Source organism: Adlercreutzia murintestinalis, from assembly GCF_943192905.1.
Taxonomy (GTDB): Bacteria; Actinomycetota; Coriobacteriia; order Coriobacteriales; family Eggerthellaceae; genus Adlercreutzia_A; species Adlercreutzia_A murintestinalis.
Genome location: NZ_CALPCC010000015.1, coordinates 25,180 through 41,109, shown reverse-complemented (window position 1 = coordinate 41,109; position 15,930 = coordinate 25,180). Strand labels below are relative to the sequence as shown.

At 59.7% G+C, this 15,930-nt stretch carries 13 protein-coding genes; 3 read left to right on the top strand and 10 right to left on the bottom strand.

The features are described from left to right. Positions 1 to 112: 112 nt before the first annotated feature. A complete protein-coding gene (locus tag NFR19_RS06225; RefSeq protein WP_251212929.1) occupies positions 113 to 1,153 on the bottom strand; it encodes an SEL1-like repeat protein in 1,041 nt (346 codons plus the stop codon). A 217-nt stretch (positions 1,154 to 1,370) separates the two neighbouring features. On the opposite strand from NFR19_RS06225, the gene NFR19_RS06220 reads away from it, so the two are divergent. The 3 genes from NFR19_RS06220 (at position 1,371) to gdhA (ending at position 5,406) form a co-directional block, all read left to right on the top strand. Then, positions 1,371 to 2,498 carry a beta-ketoacyl-ACP synthase III gene (locus NFR19_RS06220; protein WP_251212928.1) on the top strand — a complete coding sequence of 376 codons (1,128 nt, stop codon included), beginning with the start codon at positions 1,371 to 1,373 and terminating at the stop codon, positions 2,496 to 2,498. 8 nt (positions 2,499 to 2,506) lie between these two features. Beyond that, positions 2,507 to 3,943: a DEAD/DEAH box helicase gene (locus NFR19_RS06215; RefSeq protein WP_251212927.1), complete on the top strand. Its 1,437-nt coding sequence runs from the start codon at positions 2,507 to 2,509 to the stop codon at positions 3,941 to 3,943. A 131-nt stretch (positions 3,944 to 4,074) separates the two neighbouring features. Next, entirely contained in the window at positions 4,075 to 5,406 is a 1,332-nt protein-coding gene (gdhA, locus tag NFR19_RS06210; RefSeq protein WP_251212926.1) for an NADP-specific glutamate dehydrogenase, read from the top strand. Between the two features lie 13 nt (positions 5,407 to 5,419). Here the strand turns inward: gdhA and NFR19_RS06205 are convergent, their stop codons facing one another. The 9 genes from NFR19_RS06205 to rplS form a co-directional block, all read right to left on the bottom strand. Beyond that, positions 5,420 to 6,157, bottom strand: coding sequence for a hypothetical protein (locus NFR19_RS06205; protein ID WP_251212925.1), 738 nt, complete (start codon positions 6,155 to 6,157; stop codon positions 5,420 to 5,422). A 20-nt stretch (positions 6,158 to 6,177) separates the two neighbouring features. After that, positions 6,178 to 9,096, bottom strand: a complete 2,919-nt coding sequence (gene uvrA / locus NFR19_RS06200; RefSeq protein WP_251212924.1) for an excinuclease ABC subunit UvrA — start codon at positions 9,094 to 9,096, stop codon at positions 6,178 to 6,180. A gap of 147 nt (positions 9,097 to 9,243) precedes the next feature. Continuing rightward, positions 9,244 to 10,188 (bottom strand): site-specific tyrosine recombinase, encoded by a 945-nt coding sequence (locus NFR19_RS06195; RefSeq protein WP_251212923.1) that lies wholly within the window; start codon positions 10,186 to 10,188, stop codon positions 9,244 to 9,246. After that, the gene (trmFO, locus tag NFR19_RS06190; protein ID WP_251212922.1) at positions 10,185 to 11,561 is read right to left on the bottom strand and encodes a methylenetetrahydrofolate--tRNA-(uracil(54)-C(5))-methyltransferase (FADH(2)-oxidizing) TrmFO; all 1,377 of its coding nucleotides are present in this window, start codon (positions 11,559 to 11,561) and stop codon (positions 10,185 to 10,187) included. Before trmFO ends, NFR19_RS06195 begins: the two co-directional genes overlap by 4 nt. 12 nt (positions 11,562 to 11,573) lie before the next feature. Continuing rightward, positions 11,574 to 12,527: a DNA-processing protein DprA gene (dprA, locus tag NFR19_RS06185; RefSeq protein ID WP_251212921.1), complete on the bottom strand. Its 954-nt coding sequence runs from the start codon at positions 12,525 to 12,527 to the stop codon at positions 11,574 to 11,576. After that, positions 12,524 to 14,044, bottom strand: a complete 1,521-nt coding sequence (locus NFR19_RS06180) for a YifB family Mg chelatase-like AAA ATPase (protein WP_251212920.1) — start codon at positions 14,042 to 14,044, stop codon at positions 12,524 to 12,526. The genes dprA and NFR19_RS06180 overlap by 4 nt, the downstream gene beginning before the upstream one ends. Next, complete coding sequence (locus tag NFR19_RS06175; RefSeq protein ID WP_251212919.1) at positions 14,045 to 14,482, bottom strand: YraN family protein; 438 nt, start codon at positions 14,480 to 14,482, stop codon at positions 14,045 to 14,047. Between the two features lie 259 nt (positions 14,483 to 14,741). Next, the gene (rnhB, locus tag NFR19_RS06170) at positions 14,742 to 15,533 is read right to left on the bottom strand and encodes a ribonuclease HII (RefSeq protein ID WP_251212918.1); all 792 of its coding nucleotides are present in this window, start codon (positions 15,531 to 15,533) and stop codon (positions 14,742 to 14,744) included. 33 nt (positions 15,534 to 15,566) lie between these two features. Beyond that, positions 15,567 to 15,914 (bottom strand): 50S ribosomal protein L19, encoded by a 348-nt coding sequence (gene rplS / locus NFR19_RS06165; protein WP_251212917.1) that lies wholly within the window; start codon positions 15,912 to 15,914, stop codon positions 15,567 to 15,569. Positions 15,915 to 15,930: the final 16 nt, after the last annotated feature.

Below are 15,930 nucleotides of genomic sequence, written 5' to 3'. Positions count from 1 at the left end.
ATCCGCCACCTCTGTCGGCCGCGACCGGAACGCTGAAAGGAATGGATTCTCAAGATGCCAAGCCGTGCCGCGCAGATGCCCCAGAGTCGCTCGATAGCATGAAAACCCAGCATCAGACACGAAAAGGCACCGCTCCATCATGGTTCATTGTATCGCGAGCAGCACCGGACTCGGCCGAGGTCAGCTCTTCAAGATAGAGCCACGACCCGGCATTGACGCAAGAATCGAGCAGACGCACCGCGGCGGCGTACCATGCGCTCGCACGCGCACGATCGCGTTCGCAACCGCGTCCGTGCTCCAGGCATGCAGCCATGCGCACCGCAGCGCACCCGCAATCCGCAAGGCGCGCGCCATCCCCGCTCACCAGCGCAAGTATCCGTTCGGTATCGCCAGCGGCATCAAGATCATCGGTCGTGCATCCCGCCGCCCGACAGAATGCCCCCCGATACAGATTCCATGCGAGCGCTTGCTCCATCTCGCACCCCGCGCCCTGCGCGCGCATGTCTCCCAATCGCCATTTCGCTTCCGCATCTCCGCGCGCCGCTGCTCGCGACAGAGCGCGCACTGCCTTGCGAAGCACATCCTCCCGCGCATGCTTCGCATGAGCGCTCACAGAATCGCGCCAATACGCGCCTTGGCACAAATCAGCGCAATACAGTGCGCCAAGACGACACAATGCCTCGACACTGCCGCGCTCGGATGCATGCAGATACAGGATCTCGGCGGCCTGAAAGCAAGCGATCGACACCGCCGTATCAGACGCTGCCGATCCTTCCGCGAACAGGTGCTCAGCCATCTGGAGCGCGCGGTGTCCCCGCATATCCGGACCACAGGGATAGCTTCCCGACAGACGCCTCCCCTGCGCGCATGCGCCATCGGCGCCACAGTTGGGTTCAGATACCCAAATGCGAGGCAGCCGCTCATTGCCGAAGAAACCGCGCCTGTCCACTTGATATACCGGCATCGTCGTGGCACGGCGGCGGCGAAGCCGTGCGGCAACGCGCGAGATGCAGCCGCTCTCCGGCATGCCGTTCGCACGGATGAAACTGGGAGAACCGAACGCTGAGCTAACGGCGCGCGCCACTGCACTGACTGACGCTGCTCGATGTTCCGGAATAACCGTAAGCGGCAACATGCATTTGATCGCATTCACTGGTGAACCTCCTTATACGCTCGTCCATGCCACCATTATCACTGATCTCGTCTGCATACATGTACTATTATTGGTACATGTAAACCGCACCCATCATCCGTGCGAGATCGCACGTGACCATGCGAACCGCTGCGCACGGCATGCGTAGCAGCGCGTTTCTGATACCATAAGATCGTTCAAAACACAGCCATGAGCAGCCAGGGGAACGAGGTTAGACGTGGGAGCAGTCATTATCGGGTGCGGCAAGGCGCTCCCGGATCGCGAGGTAGCCAACGACGATCTGCAAGCGCTGGTCGATACCAACGACGAATGGATCTCGTCCAGAACAGGCATCTTCACGCGCCATATCGCGGTCGCAGAATCCGGCCTGACACTAGCCGCCGCCGCAGCAGCAGCCGCTCTCGGCCTTGATCAGAGAGACACGCTCAAGCCCGCAGCGCAAGGATGGAGCGCACAGCCCATCGACCCAAGCAGCATCGATCTGGTCTTGTTCGCTACGGTAACACCCGACGTGGTCGTTCCCTCATGCGCGGCCCTGGTAAAGCGCATGCTCGGCCTTGATCGCGCGGTCGCCATGGATATCAACGCTGCTTGCACAGGATTCATCTACGGTCTTACCGTTGCCGAGTCGATGCTCGCCGCATCCCAGAGCGCACCAGGAGCATCCAGCCGCACGCGCTGCCGACGCGCGCTCGTCATCGGATGCGACCGCCTCTCGCGCGTGACCGATTGGAACGACCGCAATACCTGCGTGCTCTTCGGCGATGGGGCAGGCGCAGCAGTCGTGGAATGGAGCGATGAGAAACCAGGCATCCGGGCGTCCTACCTGAGAAACGACGACGACGAGAAGAACGCATTGACCTGCGCGAACTTCATCGAGGCACCGCAGCCGTTCTCCCCTGTCGGCGTTGACCCCGCGGCTTGCGAGGACGCCTCGCTCTCCGGCGTTGATGCGTTGCTCGGCATTGATGAAGCGGTTGCCGCGGGCGGCATGCGCCAAGTCATTCGCATGGATGGCCGTTCCATCTTCAAATTTGCCAGCAATGCCATGACCCATGCGGTAGAGGAGGTGCTCGAGCGTAGCGGACTCACGCTCGACGACATTGATTGCGTCATCCCCCACCAGGCCAATGAGCGCATCATCAAGTTTGCGGCGAAGAAGCTCGGGCTTGATCTTGATGCGTTCCAACTCTCCATCGCCAATACCGGCAACACCTCATCAGCCAGCGTTCCCATGGCGCTCGCCGATGCGTATTGCACCGGGCGTGTGAAAGAGGGAGACAACGTGGTCTTGGTCGCTTTCGGCGGCGGTCTCACCTCGGGTGCCGTCCTGTTCCAGGTCTAGCGCATTCCATGGGTAGCTTCAAAGAGCTGCGGTTGCCAGAAGGCGCCTTGCGCGCGGTCGAACGCCTGGGATACGACGAGCCGACACCCGTTCAAGAGCAGGCTATCCCTCACATTCTTACAGGCGACGATGTCATTGCAGCGGCTAGCACGGGTACGGGCAAAACGGCAGCGTTCTTGCTTCCTGTGTTGGGGGCGCTTCCCTCTTCGCGCGAGCACGGCCGTCCGCCACGCGTTCTCGTTATAACGCCTACACGCGAGCTTGCTCAGCAGATTGCGCGCGCCGCGATGATCATTGGCAAATGCACGGGTCACTACGTTACGACCGTTTCTGGGGGCACGAAATACGCCAAGCAGCGAACGGACTTGAAGGGTGGCACCGATATCCTCATCGCCACCCCCGGTCGTCTAGTCGATCTCATGGAGCGCGGTGCGGTAGACCTCAGCCGCCTCGAAACGTTGATCCTCGATGAGGCGGACCGCATGCTCGACATGGGCTTTCTGCCCGACGTCTCCCGCATCGTGGATGCTACGCCCGCGCACCGCCAAACGCTTCTTTTCTCGGCCACGATCGATGACCGGGTTCGCACGAAGCTCGGTGGCATGCTCCATGCAGCGCAGCTGATCCAGGTGGCTCAGCGTGGCGAGACCGCAGCGAGCGTGAAGCACTACGTCATGCCCATCAAGCAAAAGAACAAGCCCGATCTGCTCCTTGCCGTGCTCGGTGAGATCCCCTACCAGCGCGTCATCGTATTCGCGCGTACCAAAGCGCGCGCAGAGCAGGTGGCGGAGACGCTCAAGACGGCTGGCCTCGAAGCGGAAACGCTGCACTCGGATCGCTCTCAAGCCGAGCGGCGTGCCGCTCTGCGCGCGTTCCATCGTGGCGAGGTTGGTGTGATCGTGGCTACCGACGTGCTCGCGCGCGGCATCGATGTTCCTGCGGTGGACTACGTGGTCAACTATGACCTCCCGGATATGGCCGAGGATTACATCCATCGCATCGGCAGGACCGGACGTGCGGGAACAACCGGCCTGGCCATCTCTTTCGTGAGCCAAAACTCATTGAAAGCGCTCGCGAGCATCGAGCGCTTGATCGGCCAAGAGATCCCCCTCCGTCGACTTTCCAGCTACGATGTCGACGTGGAGGTGCTCCAAAGCCGCCGCGAGCGACGTGCGCATCTGTCGCATTCCGACAAGCGGGCGGCGAACTTCGCTTCGGTGCGCGCCAAGCGCCGACGAGCCCATACGACCGAACGCACTGACTATAACTACGAAGGCTGGGGCGATAAGCGCCGCGGCAAGAAGCATGGTGACGGGAATGGCGATACCGCCCGCACGAAAAGCCGCAGGGGCGCCGGACGCATGCAAGCCTCACCCAGCACGGAAGCGCACCGACACGCAAAGCGTACCCGCTCAAAACAGACCAAGCGGGGCAAGCGGCGCTAGAGAGACAAGGCGCGCGTACCGCCTACCATGCACACCGCGATCGCCTCTTTGTTTCAAACGCATTAATTATGCTTCACCGTGCTCCGGTGCGCCCTATAATGCCATGCATAGGTACCCTTCAAGGAGGCGAGATGAAATACACTGAACGAGTGCTTGAGATGGTCAAGCAGAAAAACCCAGAACAGCCTGAATTCATCCAGGCGGTCACCGAGGTGCTCCAATCGCTTGAGCCGGTGATTGATGCGCATCCCGAATACGAGAAGGCATCGCTGTTGGAGCGTCTCGTGGAACCCGAGCGCGTCATCATCTTCCGCGTTCCTTGGGTGGACGACGCTGGCACTGTTCACGTGAACCGCGCATTCCGCGTTCAGTTCAACAGCGCCATCGGGCCATACAAGGGCGGTCTGCGCCTTCATCCGTCGGTGAATCTGGGCATCATCAAGTTCTTGGGCTTTGAGCAGATATTCAAGAATAGCCTGACCACCCTGCCCATGGGCGGCGGAAAAGGCGGTTCCGATTTCGACCCGAAGGGGAAATCGGACATGGAGGTCATGCGCTTCTGCCAGTCCTTCATGACCGAGCTCCAGCGTCACATCGGCGCCGACACTGACGTGCCAGCAGGCGATATCGGCACGGGAGCACGCGAGATCGGATTCATGTTCGGCCAGTACAAGCGTATGAAGAACGTCTTTGAAGGGGTCCTGACCGGCAAGGGCCTTTCGTTTGGCGGCAGCCTGGCGCGCACCGAAGCAACCGGCTACGGCTTGGTCTACATCGTCGCAGAGTATCTGCGCTGCGCAGGAGATGACCTGACCGGCAAGACGGTATGCGTCTCCGGCTCGGGCAACGTCGCTATCTATGCGACGCAGAAGGCGCAGCAACTCGGTGCGAAGGTGGTCACCCTGAGCGATTCGACGGGCTGGATCTACGATCCGGCGGGCATCGACGTCGATCTGGTCAAGCAGATCAAGGAAGTGGAGCGCGCCCGCATCAGCGAGTACGCGAAGCGCCGCGATGGCGTGGAGTACCACGAAGGACGCGGTGTCTGGAGCATTCCCTGCGATATCGCGCTTCCCTGCGCAACGCAAAACGAGCTGTTCATCGACGATGCGCAAACGCTGGTGAGCAATGGTGTGAAGGTGGTCGCAGAAGGCGCCAACATGCCCACCACCATGGACGCGACCGAATATCTCCAGGACAAGGGCGTGGTCTTCCTCCCCGGCAAGGCGGCCAACGCGGGCGGCGTGGCAACATCTGGTCTTGAGATGTCGCAGAACTCCGAGCGGCTCTCCTGGACCTTCGATGAGGTCGATGCGAAGCTGAAAGGCATCATGGTCAGCATCTTCCATGCGGCCGATGATGCAGCGAAGCGCTACGGCGTAGAAGGAGACTATGTGGCAGGCGCGAACATCGCCGGCTTCGAGAAGGTGGCTGATGCCATGATGGCCGAAGGCATCGTGTAGCGAGCCATCACCCTCACAGAGAATCGATGGAACGGGCGGATGCCACGTTGTTGTTCGAGAAGAACACAACACCGGCTTCGCCCGTTTTTGGTGCTTGAACCACTAGCGTGTCATCCTCGCGGTATCCCGTGGTGGGATAGACATCGGAGGACTCGGTCAAGATCACCACGTTGATGCCCTGCAACGATGCGAGCAGCGCCGTTCGCATCGTCACGCAGATCACGACGTCTGCGCCTTGCTCATGAAGATCGTCAACGGTATTCCGAAGCGCCCGTTTCGTTTGGTATGAACTCACACCAAAAACACCGATCGTGCGATCCCCTGCATTCAATATGCACGGTTCAGGGTGGTAGAGAATATCCTGTGTATCGATGGTGATAACCGAGGCGTCCTTCTTCACGTATAACTCGCGCACGTCAGAGGGAAACACGCCCACCTCGTCGCGGAGCGCCGTTGCGGGATAATAGGAAAGGATGCGCAGCCCGATCGTGTCAGCGATGGAAGGAATGCCGTCAGCATCGCGGTCATCCAGCCCAGCATCGGCATCGCGGTCATCATCCTCTTCGACGACGGTGCCCGGATAGACGACGGCCGTATATCCTGCCATGTTTCCTACGCGATCATCGACCGATGTGGCATACACCGTCCAGGTGAGCCCTGTGGCAAAGTACCCAAGCAGCACAGCACCGCCAAGCAGCACGAGGACAAAGAAGATGAGCAGTCCGACTCTTTCGCGTGTCCGGTTTCCCATAGACCGGATTATAGCCCCATTCAGTCGCTTGCTGCTAGAGCATCCACCACCGTCTCGGCAGTCTGCAAGACGCGCTTGACGAAAAGGCCCGTAAAACTGCCCTTCACCTCGGCAACCTCTTCGGGCGTGCCCGTAGCGACAATGCGACCGCCACGGTCGCCTCCCTCAGGACCCAGATCGACGATATGGTCAGCGCACTTAATAACATCGAGATTATGCTCGATAACCAGCACGGTGTTGCCGCTATCGACCAACCGTTGCAGCACCTCGAGAAGCTGTCGGACATCCTCGAAGTGCAACCCCGTCGTAGGCTCGTCCAGAATATAGAACGTCTTCCCGGTGGAGCGCTTCTGAAGCTCGCTTGAGAGCTTCACGCGCTGAGCCTCGCCACCTGAGAGCGTGGTGGCCGGTTGCCCCAACCGGATATACCCCAGCCCCACATCATGGAGCGTTTGCAGCTTGCGTTTGATGCCGGGGATGCTCTGAAAGAAGACGAGCGCATCTTCCACGGTCATATCAAGCACCTCGGAGATGCTCTTGCCACGATACGTGACCTCAAGAGTCTCACGGTTATAGCGCTTGCCGTTGCACACTTCGCAAGGGACGTAGATATCGGGCAAGAAGTGCATCTCTATCTTGATCTGTCCGTCACCTTTGCATGCCTCGCAGCGTCCTCCATTCACGTTGAAGGAAAAACGACCCGGCGAGTAGCCGCGCGCCTTCGCCTCTGCGGTCGAGGCGAACAGTGCGCGAATGTCGTCCCAAAGACCGATATAGGTGGCGGGATTCGATCGGGGGGTTCGGCCAATGGGACTCTGGTCGATGTTGATGACCTTGTCGAGCTTGTCCAAGCCAGTGATCTTCTTATACGAGCCGCAGCGACGATGAGCGTGGTTCAATCGATTGGAGAGCGCAGGAGCCAAGGTGTCGGTGATGAGCGAACTCTTGCCCGACCCAGAAACACCGGTGATGACCGTCAACGTGCCCAAGGGCACCTCGAGCGTTATGTTTTGCAGGTTGTTCTCAGATGCGCCTGTTAGCTTGAGCTTCCCACGACCAGGTCGACGCCGCTTCGCTGGTACCATGATGGCGCGCCGCCCGGAAAGGTAGTCGGCGGTGAGCGAACCATGCGCCGCCATAACCTCTGCAGGTGTTCCGGCAGCGATGACCTCACCTCCGTGCTCGCCTGCACCCGGACCCATATCCACCACGAAATCTGCCGCTCGGATGGTATCCTCGTCATGCTCTACCACGATGACGGTATTCCCTAGATCGCGCAGATGCTCCAATGTTGCGATCAGGCGCTCGTTATCGCGTTGATGCAAGCCGATCGAAGGCTCATCGAGAATATAGAGCACCCCCATGAGTCCCGCGCCAATCTGGGTGGCAAGCCGAATGCGCTGCGCCTCACCGCCGGACAGCGTGGCCGTTGCCCGCTCGAGCGTCAGATAATCGAGACCCACGTCAACCAGGAACCGCAGGCGCGCGACGATCTCCTTCACGATGGGGCCTGCGATCATCTGATCCTGACCCGTAAACCGCAATGACTGGAAGAACGCGAGCGAATCAGCTGCCGCCATATCGGTAACATCGAAGATCGATTTGTCGCCAATAGTGACCGCGAGTATCTCAGGCTTAAGACGTTTACCGCCGCATTCCTCACACGCAACGGTATCGAAATAGGCCGCGAGCTTCTCGCGCTTCGCATCAGTGTCCGCGTCAGCATACCGCCGTCTGATGACCTCGAGAATGCCCTCCCACTCGATGAACCAATAGGTGTTGCGCCCATCAACGGTGGTATAGTCAACGCGCACCTTCTCGTTTCCGAGGCCTTCCATCAAAGCCTTGCGCACCTTGCGCGACATATCCTCCCAAGGCACATCATCGCCCGACCCCATATGCTCGGCCACCGCGCGCAATATCTGCGGGTAGTAGTTGCCGCTCTTCAGGGGCGCCACCGCGCCTTCGCTCAAGGTAAGGGACGGGTCGGGCACGACCAAGGAGGCATCCACTTCCTCGCGGCTCCCGATGCCGAAGCACGAAGGACAGGAGCCATACGGCGCATTGAAGGAGAAATCGCGCGGCTGTAGTTCATCCATGGAAAAGCCATGATCCGGGCATGCGAGCGCCAGCGAGAAGAGATGCTCCCCGTCCGCCAAGCCTCCGCGCGCACCCGAAGAGACTTCTGCTGTGCGCACCTCGTCGGTGTCAGATGACAGCACCTGCACGAGCACGCGCCCGTCCGCAAGTTTCGTCGCAGTCTCAACAGCCTGTGCGATACGGCTGCGCGCCTGCTCTTTCAGCGTGACACGATCGACGACCACGTCGATGAAGTGCTTGATCTTCTTGTTCAGCGTACGCGGTTCACCCTCAAGACGCACGACCTCGCCGTCAACCCGCACACGCGTGAACCCTTCCTTTTGAAGATCGGCGAACAGCTTGGTGAATTCACCCTTGCGCCCAGAAACGATGGGCGCCATGATCATCGCCTTCGCACCCGCATCGCCAAGCCCCAAAATCTCATCGGTCACCTGATCGGTGGTCTGCCGCTTGATCTCGCGACCGCAGACCGGGCAGTGCGGAATGCCCACACGCGCGTACAGTAAGCGCAGATAGTCATAGATCTCCGTGGTGGTTCCCACGGTTGAGCGCGGGTTTCTTGAGGTGGTCTTCTGATCGATGGAAACCGCCGGAGACAGACCGTCTATAGAATCAAGGTCAGGCTTGCTCATCTGCCCGAGGAACATGCGCGCGTAGCTGGAGAGGCTCTCCACATAGCGGCGCTGACCCTCGGCGTACATGGTATCGAAAGCAAGGCTTGATTTGCCTGATCCGGAAAGCCCGGTTATCACAACCAGCTTGTCACGTGGTATGGTGAGGTCTATATCCTTCAGATTGTGCTCGCGGGCACCTTTGATAACAATTTCGCTCTGCGGCATGGCGTTCGCTTTCTTGCTCGATCGTTGTTTCGGTCATTGTACTACAAGAAAGCGAATGTATGTTCGTGATATCCTACTGCCCGTCGCAGAGCGAAGAGACTTCAAGTAATCTCCATGGACCCCATCACAACGATACGAATGGAGCGTTTATGCGCGCGGATGCGCCTGTGCATGCACCGCTCGCAGCCGTTCGGGCGATACATGGGTATAGATCTGGGTGGTTGAGAGGTTCGCATGCCCGAGCATTTCCTGCACACTGCGCAAATCAGCACCGCCTGCAAGCATATCGGTGGCAAACGCATGTCGCAATGCGTGCGGGGAATAACCGGGGTCAAGACCGGCAGCCAGCAACGTCTCCTTGAACATGCGCCGTATCGCATCAGTCGAGAATCGGTTGCCACGGCTTGACACGAACAAGCTCTCGCATGCCTTATCCCCCACCAGAGCAGGGCGACCGCGCTCAATATACGATGCGATCGCCTCTTGCGCTGTCGTATGGAGCAGCACGATCCGCTCCTTCGATCCTTTACCGAACACCTTAGCGGTGCCGTTGCGCACATCAACATCACACAGCTTCACCGCAGACGCTTCCGAAACGCGCGCGCCGGTCGCATAGATGAACTCGAGCACGGCCTGATCGCGTAGCGAGAGCGGGTCGTCGTTGTCCGCATGCACTGCCAAGAGCCGATCGACCTCGTCCTCCGAGAGCGGTTTGGGCAGCTTCGCGGGAAGAGAAGGTCCCTGGATGGCGCTCGCAGGATCATTCGATGAAAACTGCTCGGCGCAGAGCCAACGATAGAACGAGCGCAGCGCCGAAAGATGCCGGTTCACCGTCGTGCGCTCGTAGGCCGCCGCGTCAAGCTCCGCGAGGTAGCGGCGAAGGCGGCGGTGCGTCATAGTAAGGACATCAAGCCCAAGGCGCTGCACCCAACGAAGGTACGCCTCAAGATCGGTCCGATAGCTGCGAATCGTGTTCTTCGAGGCACCTTGTTCTCGTGCGAGCGACGCGCAGAAATCCTCAACGAGTTCCTGACCTGGCACCTCCACATCGTTGTTCGGCGCGTCACCGATCGGCCTTGGAGACGTGCTCACCGCGAAGCACCCCGCACAGATAAGAGACCAGCGGTCATGAGCTGCTCGACGTATGATTCCATCGCTGCGCGCCCGCGCTCAGCAAAGGCGGCATATCGCTCGCGCTTGTTGCGGATCGGAGCAGAGAGGGGCGGCATGAGCCCAAAATTCACATGCGAAGGCTGATAGGAACGCGTTGCCGGATCGGTTGCATGGCGCATGAGAGCACCGAACGCGGTCGTATCGGGCAAAAGCGGTGCTTCGACACCCTTGAGCAGCGCGGCAACAGAGAGGGCAACATGCGCGCCAGAGCGGATCGCCTCGGTATACCCTTCCGTGCCCGAAAGCTGCCCCGCAACGAAAACGGGCGTTTCGAGCAAGAGGATATCCGGCGCATACAAGCGTCCGGTGCCATCGAGCATCTGCGGACTGTTCAGGTATGTATTACGGTGCATCACGCCGTATCGAGCAAACTCAGCCTCTTGCAACCCTGGAATCATGCGAAAGACGCGCCGTTGTTCAGGAAACGTGAGATTTGTCTGAAATCCAACGAGGTTATAGCTTTGCCCGGCCGCATCCTCGGCTCGCAACTGCACGACCGCCCACGGACGGCGACCCGTCGCAGGATCGACCAATCCAACGGGCTTCATCGTGCCAAAGCGCGGCGCATCGAGTCCCTTGCGGGCTATCTCTTCGATCGGCTGGCACGCCTGGAATAGATCGCCGCTCTCGAACTCTTTCTTCATCACGCGCTCAGCAGCCACCAATTCACTGATAAACGCCTGATAGGCTTGCTGATCGAGCGGGCAATTCAAATAGTCCCCTGCTCCAGTTTCCTCGTAGCGGCTCTGACGAAACACGACGCTGCGATCGAGCGAGTCAGCCATCACGATAGGAGCAGCCGCATCGTAGAAAGCGAGCTGATCGGCTCCGCTGCGCCGAGCGATATCGTCCGCGAGCCGATCGGAGGTCAACGGACCCGTGGCGAGCACCACCGCATCGCACGTAGACGCAACCGCCTCCAGATCGGCAACCTCTACCCGCTCGATACGCACGCGCGGATGAACTTCGAGCAGGTGCGTTACCATTCGCGAAAACGCATGCCGATCGACCGCTAAGGCACCGCCCGCATCAATGCTGGTAGCCAATGCAGCGTGATACACCGGTGACGCAAGCGCTTCGAGCTCTGCCTTCAACATGCCCGCCGCAGAATCGGGCTTATTCGACTTGAACGAGTTCGAGCAAACGAGTTCTGCCATATTCGCGCTCTTATGCACGGGCGTGGGTACCTGCGGGCGCATTTCATATACCGTTACCGAAAAGCCAAGATCGGCCAAGCGCAGCGCCGCTTCACTGCCCGCAAGACCTCCGCCTATGATGGTGATCGCATCCATGAAGCCAATATATCACCTGCTATGCCGATCTCGCTCAGGGCATCGGCCATCGTTTGCCATCGGTCCATAGCGACCATCCGCATATCGCACCGCACGACCCGCTTGCACTTGATGCGCTACCCACACCGCGATATCCGACAGGCTCTTGCCCTGCCCGGCCGCACGTGACACCTCGAGCAGTTCGTCCATGCTGAGCGGCTGCGCCTGAAGAGCGCACGCAAGCGGATCATCTTCTGCCACGACGGCTTCATCTTGCTCCGACGCACAGGTTTGCTTCAAGCAACCAAAAAGGCAGAAGAGCTGATCGTAGAACGTGTCATCGTCCACGATCGGCGTCGCTCCCTGACAGAGAAGGCGATTTGCCCCAAGCGACGCCGGTGACGTGATGGCGCCCGGCACCACCAAGACCTCACGATTGGCCTCCAAAGCCTCATCGGCTGTCGAAAACGTGCCCGAAGGAAGCCCCGCTTCCACGATGAGCGTCGCACGAGCAAGACCCGCGATAAGGCGATTGCGCGCGCGAAACATATAGGGCATGGGTGGCACGTCCCATTCCTGCTCCGATACGACCGCTCCCCCACCTTCTATCACCCTCTGAAACAGCTCACTATGCTCCGCGGGATACACACGATCGCAGCCTCCGCCCAAGAACACGACCGTGGTGCCACCCGCTTGAAGGGCAGCCTCATGGGAAGCGGCATCGCAGCCACGGGCGCCTCCTGAGATGATGACGACCCCTCGCTCTGCCGCCAAGCGTGCGAAGCGCGCAGCGCAGGTCCTGCCGTACGGCGTTGCCTTGCGCGCACCCACGATAGCGAGACCCTCTTGCAGCGCCGCGCGCTCCCCTATCCCATAGAGCTTCTCCGGTGGCTTCAAGATAGTGCGAAATACGTCAGGATACCTCGTGTCCTGCGCGGTAAGCTCCCAGCGTGGGCCGGTGAGCGTAGACGATCGTCGTCCCATCATCGCGCTCCTTCCCTCATTCGAAATGCCAACGCCTCAGCAAGATGATCGCAGGTAACGTCCCAGCTTTGCTCCATATCAGCGATGGTGCGCGCGACCTTCAGGCAGCTCACGAGCGCCCGTCCGCTCAGCGATTCCGCATCGGCCATCGAGGTGATGAACGAGCGTTGCTCATCGCCGAGCGCGCACGATTCGATGACCTCAGCGGGCCGGTTGCCGACCGATTCGCAAACAGGTGGCTGAACGTCCATGCGCCGCCGCTGTCTCCGCTGCTCTGCGAAGTCGCGTGCAGCGAGCACGCCTTGGCGCAGCGTTGCTGAATCAGTGCCTGAACCGCTCGATAAGATGCTGTCAGCTGGCAATCGCCGCACATCCAGTTGAAGATCGATCCGATCCATCAGCGGACCTCCTACACGCGCCTGATACGCGCGAATCTGCGGAATCGTGCATTCGCATGGGCGAAGATCATCGCCGAGATATCCGCAGGGACAGGGATTGGCCGCTGCCACCAACATGAAGCGCGCCGGAAATTCAATATTGCCATCCGCGCGCGTGAGGCATACTTTGCCCGCCTCGATGGGCTGGCGTAAACTTTGAAGCGTCGCTGGCTTAAACTCGGGAAGCTCATCGAGGAACAGCGTACCGCAATGCGCAAGAGATATCTCTCCTGGCCGAATCGGCGAGCCACCGCCAACCAATCCTGCTATCGTTGCCGAATGATGCGGGTGCCGAAACGGGCGAATACCCTGCAAGATCGCATCAATATCCTCGCCCGCCACCGAATGCACCGCAGCAGCTGCCAGCATCTCGTCTTGATCGAGCGGGGGCAAGATGGATGCGATACGACTCGCTATCATCGTCTTACCCGATCCAGGAGGCCCGACCATCAACAAGCCATGGCCACCCGCAACAGCTATCTGAGCGGCGCGCTTTGCCGTCTCATGACCAGCAACATCGCAAAAATCGGGAGCGTTCTTACCGGAAGCCTCAGCGTTGGTGCGCGCGTAGGTCACCCTTGTGAACGGTTCCTCGAAGGCAAGCGCGCTCAGATCCCGTATGCTGTACTGCGCAAGGCCTTCCAGAGGAACCGCCTGATCGCCGCAACTAACCAAGCTCAGACCGAGGCGATGCGCGCAGATGCCGAATGCGAGCGTTCCTGCCACCGGACGCACACCGCCATCTAACGAGAGCTCTCCCACGAACAGCCTGCCCTCAAGAAACGCTGGGTCTACCTGCCCTGAGGCTACCAAGATGCCCAACGCTATGGGCAGATCGAACCCTGATCCACTCTTACGAAGCGACCCAGGCGCCAGATTCACCACGATCTTCTGGCTCGGTACGGCAAATCCACATGATATGATGGCACCACGAACTCGTTCGCGCGCTTCCTGGATAGCGGTATCGGCCATGCCCACGATGCTCATGCCGACCAAACCGGCACCCACCGACACTTCCACCGTGACCGGAATGGCGTCGACCCCTCGAATCAACGCGCTTGCCACCGCGCATTGCGAACGCATTCATATCACCGAGAACGCGCTGATATGATGCCGGATGAGCGCACGATCGGGCGCTACCGCCACGATGGCAACCACGTCAAACCGCACGACCGCTTCCGTTTCCGCATGATCTGCCACATAAGAAAGCGCGATCTTCTCATACGTGTCGCGCTTCTTGGCATCCACTGCCTCGGAAGGAAACCCTCGCTCTATTCCCGAACGCGTTTTGACCTCGACGAATACTAGAGTGCTCCCATCACGTGCGATGATATCCGCTTCGCCGAACCTGCACTTCCAATTGCGCTCTACGATATCGTAGCCCTGACGGTAGAGAAATCGAGCAGCGGCATTCTCGCCGCGCTTCCCTAGTTCTTTGTTCGCGTTCCTCTTTCGCTGCGCAGCCTGCGACGACTTGCTGCGGGCAGCTTGAGGCGCTTCCATGACTGCTGCTGTTGACATCGTCTCCTCCTTCTCTTGCGGTAAGGAAAGACGATAGCGTTGCATCCGGGCGCGCACCGCGCACGCATGCGGTATGAGCTAGGCATCGATCATGGTGCCTCTGAGGTACCGCCGCGATCGTCGCACCATGTGAATCGAATATGTTCGCCAAGTTCGTTCAACGCGCCTCTGCCCGATGCGCTTGCTCACTTGGACGCTCTTCTTGCATGATTCTTACACGGATCAAGCACATCTTAAGCGAGAACCAAGGCGCCTCACATCAAAACAAGCTCTCCTGGGTAAAAGCGCCGCAAAACGAGGTGCGATGGAGCGGGCTGAGTCCTAAACGACGAATAGCGTCAGTATGTGCAGCGGTACCATAGCCCTTATGCTGAGCGAATCCATACCCAGGATAGCGCTCGTCCATCTGATCCATCAGCGCATCACGGTCCACCTTCGCGAGCACCGATGCGGCCGCGATGGCCGCCACACGCGCATCGCCCTTGACCACGCTGACTTCCCGCGCATCCAAGCCGAGCGGATTTCCGTCGAGCAGAATGAGGTCAGGATGAACGCCCGCCGCTTCTATGGCAGCGATCGCACGCGCGAACGCATCCCGCAACGCGGTTGCGATTCCCATCGTGTCAATGTGTTCAACAGAGGCGTACTGAACCGTCCATGCAGAAGCGCGCTCCTTCACCTGAGAGGTGATGCGCACTCGCTCATCTTCGGACAAGCGCTTCGAATCATCGAGCCCTTCGATGCGCGCATCAAGGGGCAGCACAACCGCGCCGACCGCGAGCGGGCCCGCGAGAGGACCGCGCCCCACCTCGTCGAGCCCGAGCGCTACCTCTGCACCTGCTTGCATCATGAGCTGGCCCTGGAAATCATACAGACCATCGAGACGTGCCGCTTCCGCGGCCTGAGCGTCAAGGCGCGCTCGCGCTGCCGCTACCGCTTGACGCACACCTTTGCGCGTATCGGCCGCTAGCGAACGCTCGAGCACGCAAAAGCGCTCCTCGTCTGCCTGACGCAATTGAGTCCGTATCTGTGCTACTGTGAGTTGTTCCATACATGAAAAAGGCCCCATGCGGGGCCTTGACGCTTACGAGAAGGATTTCTCCTTGATCTTCGCCGCTTTGCCCACCTTGTCGCGCAGGTAGTACAGCTTCGAGCGACGAACCTTGCCCTTGCGAATCACTTCGATCTTCTCGATCTTCGGAGAGTGGACGGGGAACGTACGCTCCACGCCAACGGAGAAGCTGATCTTGCGCACCGTGAACGTTTCACGGCTGCTCTCCCCATGACGACGGATCACATCACCCTGAAACACCTGGATACGCTCGCGATTGCCCTCAGTGATGCGGTAGTGGACCTTCACGGTATCGCCCGGTTTGAAATCCGGCACGTCGTTCTTTATCTGCTGCTGCTCGATTGCGCGAATAACGTCCATTTCAACATTCCTAGTT

What these genes read in the sequence shown, in the direction of transcription:
- NFR19_RS06180 (WP_251212920.1), bottom strand. Translation starts at nt 14,044, where the DNA reads ATGCGTTCGCAATGCGCGGTGGCAAGCGCGTTGATTCGAGGGGTCGAC.
- dprA (WP_251212921.1), bottom strand. Translation starts at nt 12,527, where the DNA reads ATGATGGGACGACGATCGTCTACGCTCACCGGCCCACGCTGGGAGCTT.
- trmFO (WP_251212922.1), bottom strand. Translation starts at nt 11,561, where the DNA reads ATGGATGCGATCACCATCATAGGCGGAGGTCTTGCGGGCAGTGAAGCG.
- rnhB (WP_251212918.1), bottom strand. Translation starts at nt 15,533, where the DNA reads ATGGAACAACTCACAGTAGCACAGATACGGACTCAATTGCGTCAGGCA.
- rplS (WP_251212917.1), bottom strand. Translation starts at nt 15,914, where the DNA reads ATGGACGTTATTCGCGCAATCGAGCAGCAGCAGATAAAGAACGACGTG.
- gdhA (WP_251212926.1), top strand. Translation starts at nt 4,075, where the DNA reads ATGAAATACACTGAACGAGTGCTTGAGATGGTCAAGCAGAAAAACCCA.
- NFR19_RS06215 (WP_251212927.1), top strand. Translation starts at nt 2,507, where the DNA reads ATGGGTAGCTTCAAAGAGCTGCGGTTGCCAGAAGGCGCCTTGCGCGCG.
- uvrA (WP_251212924.1), bottom strand. Translation starts at nt 9,096, where the DNA reads ATGCCGCAGAGCGAAATTGTTATCAAAGGTGCCCGCGAGCACAATCTG.
- NFR19_RS06205 (WP_251212925.1), bottom strand. Translation starts at nt 6,157, where the DNA reads ATGGGAAACCGGACACGCGAAAGAGTCGGACTGCTCATCTTCTTTGTC.
- NFR19_RS06175 (WP_251212919.1), bottom strand. Translation starts at nt 14,482, where the DNA reads ATGTCAACAGCAGCAGTCATGGAAGCGCCTCAAGCTGCCCGCAGCAAG.